Origin of the sequence: Microbacterium sp. (genome assembly GCF_031988965.1) — a bacterium.
In the GTDB taxonomy this organism is placed as follows: Bacteria; Actinomycetota; Actinomycetes; order Actinomycetales; family Microbacteriaceae; genus Microbacterium.
Map to the genome: position 1 here is coordinate 12,248 of NZ_DALZXX010000054.1, position 4,919 is coordinate 17,166.

Below are 4,919 nucleotides of genomic sequence, written 5' to 3' on the forward strand. Positions count from 1 at the left end.
TCCCGGCCCGTCTCGTGTGCGCTGCGAACGCTGCGTCAGCGCTTCGACTTCTTCAGCGTCTTCTCCTGCACCGGCGCTTCTCCGGATGCCGCGAGGTCCGCGTAGTACGCACGGGCCTCGTCCTGGCGCTGCTTCTCCGCACCCGATGCGATGGGCGCTCGCACGTGCTCAGGCTCGTAGCCGAATGCGTCGACGAGGTCGAGGGCGTAGGGGCGCAGACGCGTGCACAGACGATCGATGTAGCTCGAGACCGCGGCCGCCCGCTGCGTCGAGAGACGCCCGTTGATGAGGTGCCAGGCCAGGTGCTTCTCGATGAGCTGCAGACCGAAGAGGTCACGCAGCCACGTGAGCACCTTCTTGGTGTCGGCGTCGTCGATGCGGCGAACGGCATCCGTGAACGCCTCCCACTGCAGCAGCTCGCCGTGCGCCCGCGCCGCCTCGATCAGCTCGGCCTGGTTCTCGTTGAAGAGCCGTGCGCCGAGCACCTTGTCCTTGCCCGCGGGCCGCAGCCGACCGGCGACGTCGGCCACCATCTGCTGCACACGCTCGGCGAGCAGCTGGTGCTGCTGCTCCTCGCGCAGGCCGTTCTCGACCGATCGCGAGACCTGCCCGAGATCGACGACCGACTGCCCGAACTGACGCAGCCCCGCGCCGTGGAACACCTTGCCGGCGGTCATCCCCACCGCGAACTTCGCCAGGGCCGCGGCATCCTTGCCGGTGAACTGCTTCGCATAGTCGGTGAGCAGTCGCTTGCCGACGAGCTGCAGCAGCACGTTGTTGTCGCCCTCGAAGGTCACGTAGATGTCGAGGTCGGCGCGCAGCCCGACCAGGCGGTTCTCGAACATGAAGCCGGCCCCGCCGCAGGCCTCACGCGCCTCCTGCAGCGTGTCGAGGGCGTGCCAGGTCGACAGCGGCTTGAGCGCCGCGGCCAGGGTCTCGAGATCCTCGCGGTCGGCGGGCGTGTCGATGCGACCGGAGAAGACGCCGTCGAACTTCTGCAGGAACTCGTCGTGCGCGAAGATCTGCGCATAGGTCGTCGCGAGACGCGGCAACAGGCGGCGCTGGTGCTTGCCGTAGTCCATGAGCACGACCTCCTGCCCGTCGGCGCCGTCGAACTGCCTGCGCTGCGTCGCGTAGGTGATCGCGATCTTCAGGCCGAGGGCGGATGCCCATGAGGCGGCTCCGTCGAGCGAGACGCGGCCCTGCACGAGGGTGCCGAGCATCGTGAAGAACCGACGACCGGGGCTGTCGATCGCGCTCGAGTACGCGCCGTCGGCGGCGACGTCGCCGTAGCGGTTCAGCAGGTTGGTGCGCGGGATGCGCACGTGGTCGAACGACAGACGACCGTTGTCGATGCCGTTGAGTCCGCCCTTCAGACCGTCGTCCTCGCGGCCGATACCGGGCAGGTCGACGCCGTCGTCGCCGCGCAGCGGCACGTAGAAGCAGTGCACGCCGTGGTTGACGCCGTTCGTGATCAGCTGGGCGAACACCGTCGCCGCGACACCGTGCAGCGCCGCGTTGCCGAGGTACTCCTTGGTCGCGCCGCGGAACGGCGTGTGGACCACGAACTCCTCGGTCTCGGGATCGTAGGTCGCCGTGGTCCCCACAGCGGCGACGTCGGATCCGTGCCCGATCTCGGTCATCGCGAACGCGCCGGGGATCGAGAGGTCCATGACGCCGGGCAGCCACTTCTCGTGGTGCTCGGCCGTGCCCAGCTGCAGGATCGCCGAGCCGAAGAGCCCCCACTGCACGCCCGACTTGATCTGGAGGCTGGGGTCGGCGACGACGAGCTCCTCGAACCCGGCGATGTTCGCGCCGTTGTTCTCCTCGCCGCCGAGCGACTTCGGGAACGCGCGATGCACGGCCTTGTTCTCGACGAGCAGATGCAGCTGACTCAGCACCCGCTCGCGATGCTCGTCTTTGCCGAGCGCATCGTCTCGCCAGAATGCGGAGTCCTTGATGAGTTCGCGTGCTTCACGACGGGTGTCGCCCCAGGTGCCCAGCAGCAGATCGGTGATCCGAGCGACATCGACCTGCAGTGCGGCATCGGTGGCGTGGGGAGAACCGTGAGCGGGACTCGACTTCGGACGGACGGCGGCGTCGACCATGTGCATTCCTCTCAAAGAGAAGTAGGGATGCTGTCATGGTAGATCTGCCACAACCGAGAAGGAACTCGCCTGTGGGCATCCTCTAACCGCTTGGGGCGGCGTCGCCGTATCCGATTGTCGTCAGGCCACAGTCCCCGGCGGTGCGGCACTCGCCGTCGGATTCTTCGCGGCATTCCATCGCCGCACCGTGCCCGCGCTCAGCCTCGACCACGTGCGATCGCGGATGAAGATCGAGTCGATCGCGATCATGGTGAGCGAGAACCAGGGCAGGCCCATCAGCACGGCGATGCCGATGTGGAACGAGAGGATGCCGAGCAGACCGAGCAGCCGGGTGGGCCGCGTCAGCAGCATGAGCGGGAACGCGACCTGGAGGATGATCGACCCCCAGCTCGCGACCACGACCATCGGGCCCCACGCGGTGACCAGATCGCTGAGCACCGGCCAGGTGCCGAAGCGAGCCGTCTGCAGCGGGTTGTAGACGGCGTATCCCTCTTTCCAGGGCTCACCACCCGCCTTGTACAGGGCACCCGAGGCATACACGAAGCACACCTGCGCGGTGAGGGCGACGAGGGCGAGGTTGTGGAACATGGTGCCCAGCAGTGCGGGCTGACTCGTCGGCGGGAACCACTCGCCGCTCTTGGCCCGCCGCTTCGCATCGAGCGACCACCGCGCCGCGGGATCGGCGAAGAGCAGCAGCAGCAACGCGATGCGGAACATGTTGTCACCCTGGTCGCCGACCATGTCGTTGGCCTCGATGAAGCCGACCCACAGGCAGAAGAAGACCGGGAGCACGATGCGGAATCGCCAGCCGAGCACGAACAGCACTGCGAGCACGCCCAGCAGCAGATAGAGGGCGGTGTAGAGGACATCGTTGCCCATCGCCGCATGGAAGGCGCTGAAGAGCCAGATCTTCGGGAAGTCGCTGACGGGCTCGGCCATCTCGCCGTTCCACGCCGAGCCGGAACCGAACGTGTACAGACGAGTCGCGAAGTTCGACGCAAGCAGTCCGATCGCGGTGACTCCGAACAGGATGCGGGTGACGGCGAGGCCGTACAGGGCTTTCTTGCCGTTGAAGAGCCAGTCGCCGATGAACGCCGAGATCCTGTCGATCGCGGAGATCACCATGGCCCAGAGTCCGCCGATCATCGACGACACGAAGGTGAGGACGCGGGCGGGCAGCGATGCGGGCGGTGCCGACGGGGCGGGTCGCGACGTCGGAGCGGCGGTCTCGCCCGGTGCCGTGTCCTTCGCCGTGTTCTTCGCCGCACTCTTCGCCGCGGTCTTCACCGGCGCGCTCACGGCTGGATCCTCTCGAACTGGCTGCGGAAGGTGTTCGCGAAGTTCTCGCGACTCTGCCCTTCCTCTTCTATAGGGGAACGCCATCCCGTCGTCGAGAAGGTCGGATCCGGGCGCTGCGCGCCGGGGTCGTTCCGTTCCGCGTAGGGCACCACGTTCTGTCGGCTGACGCGGTACTGCACCTTGATCACGGCATCCGCTCCCCAGATCGCGTAGGCGACCTGCGTCGCATACGCGGTGGAGAGGTGCTCCTCGGCCATGTACGCCTCGGTCGACGGGTTCTCGCCCTCGAGCTCGTCGAAGGAGCGGACCATCCAGTCCTCCCACCCGTCCTCGGTGAAGTCGAGCGCCACGACCGCCTGCTGCTGGTCGTTCAGCTTGTTGAAGGCGCCCATCTGTCCGCTCGCGACCTCGCTCGACTGGATGCCGGCGCGTGGGGGGAAGAGGTTGTAGCGGATCATCGAGAGCTCGACGTCGGTCGCGCTGACCCATCCGGTCTCGACCTCCTCGCCGTCCTTCTCGATCACCGCGCGGACGTTGAAGTGGTAGTCGCCATTGATGGGCTCAGGCGCGAACACGCTCCACGACTGACCGAACATCGGCAGCATGTAGCCGGCGAGCACCTGCTGCGTGGGGATCTCGCGCAGCGCGGAGTACGGCGCGATCCACAGGAAGGATGCCCCGATGTGCCACAGCGTCAGCAGGCAGGCCGCGAAGGCGATGAGCTTGACCCACCACGTGGGGCGGGTCCGCGGTGGGGCTGCCGCGGGGGGATTCTCGTCCTGTGCGTCCGGTGACGCCTCGGTCATCGTGCTCATTCCCATACCTTCTCATCACTGAAGGTCGGGACCGCCGCATTGACGGCCCCGACCTCTCAGCGTTTCCTACTCGGTGCTCACTCGGTGTCGACGAGAGGACGTCGGGTGCGCGCGACCCGCATCGCCCCCAGACCGAACATCAGCAGCAGCGCCGCGAGTGCGATCCATCCGCCCTGCACCTCTCCACCCGTGGTGGCGAGGCCCGTCGCGACCACCTTGAACGTCGTCGCGATGCTGCCGGACGTGGGTCCGGTGAGCGTCACGGTGTGCGTTCCGAGGTCGTAGTCGGCCGGGATCGTCCAGGTGAAGGTGACCGTGCCCTGCGCGTTCGCCACCTGGGTGCCAAGAGCGAGCGGGTCGGAGGTCATCACACCGGTGACCCCCTCGCCGGGCCGGAAGCCGGTGCCGATCGCGGTCTGCTTCTCACCGCGCTCGAGGACCGGAACCACGACGCGGATGCCCAGCTGCTGCTCCAGGTCGGCCCCGGCGTCCGCGGATGCGGAAGCCTCAGCCGTCGCGGAGGACGATGCCTCAGCCGCGGCTTCCGCCGACGCATCAGCTGCCGCCGTCGCGGAGGCCGTCGCCGACGCCGAGGCGTTGGCAGCAGCTGCCGCAGAGGCGTTCGGATCGGCGTCGGCCGAGGCCGACGAGTCCGCCGCACTGGTCGAGGTCGCGTCGTTCTGCGCCGCAGCCTGGG

3 protein-coding genes and 1 pseudogene are annotated in these 4,919 nt (G+C 67.7%); all 4 read right to left on the minus strand.

The window, feature by feature from the left end:
* Positions 1 to 35: 35 nt before the first annotated feature.
* Complete coding sequence (locus tag RTM68_RS10640) at positions 36 to 2,108, minus strand: acyl-CoA dehydrogenase (protein ID WP_312170665.1); 2,073 nt, start codon at positions 2,106 to 2,108, stop codon at positions 36 to 38.
* A 120-nt stretch (positions 2,109 to 2,228) separates the two neighbouring features.
* The gene (locus RTM68_RS10645; protein WP_312170666.1) at positions 2,229 to 3,407 is read right to left on the minus strand and encodes an HTTM domain-containing protein; all 1,179 of its coding nucleotides are present in this window, start codon (positions 3,405 to 3,407) and stop codon (positions 2,229 to 2,231) included.
* On the minus strand, positions 3,404 to 4,222 hold the full coding sequence (locus tag RTM68_RS10650; RefSeq protein ID WP_312170668.1) for a DUF5819 family protein: 819 nt from the start codon (positions 4,220 to 4,222) through the stop codon (positions 3,404 to 3,406). The genes RTM68_RS10645 and RTM68_RS10650 overlap by 4 nt, the downstream gene beginning before the upstream one ends.
* Before the next feature lie 77 nt (positions 4,223 to 4,299).
* Positions 4,300 to 4,919, minus strand: a pseudogene (locus tag RTM68_RS10655) (hypothetical protein); the annotation flags it as partial.

Coding starts and splice junctions, on each gene's coding strand:
- RTM68_RS10640 (WP_312170665.1), bottom strand. CDS start 2,108: ATGGTCGACGCCGCCGTCCGTCCGAAGTCGAGTCCCGCTCACGGTTCT.
- RTM68_RS10650 (WP_312170668.1), bottom strand. CDS start 4,222: ATGAGCACGATGACCGAGGCGTCACCGGACGCACAGGACGAGAATCCC.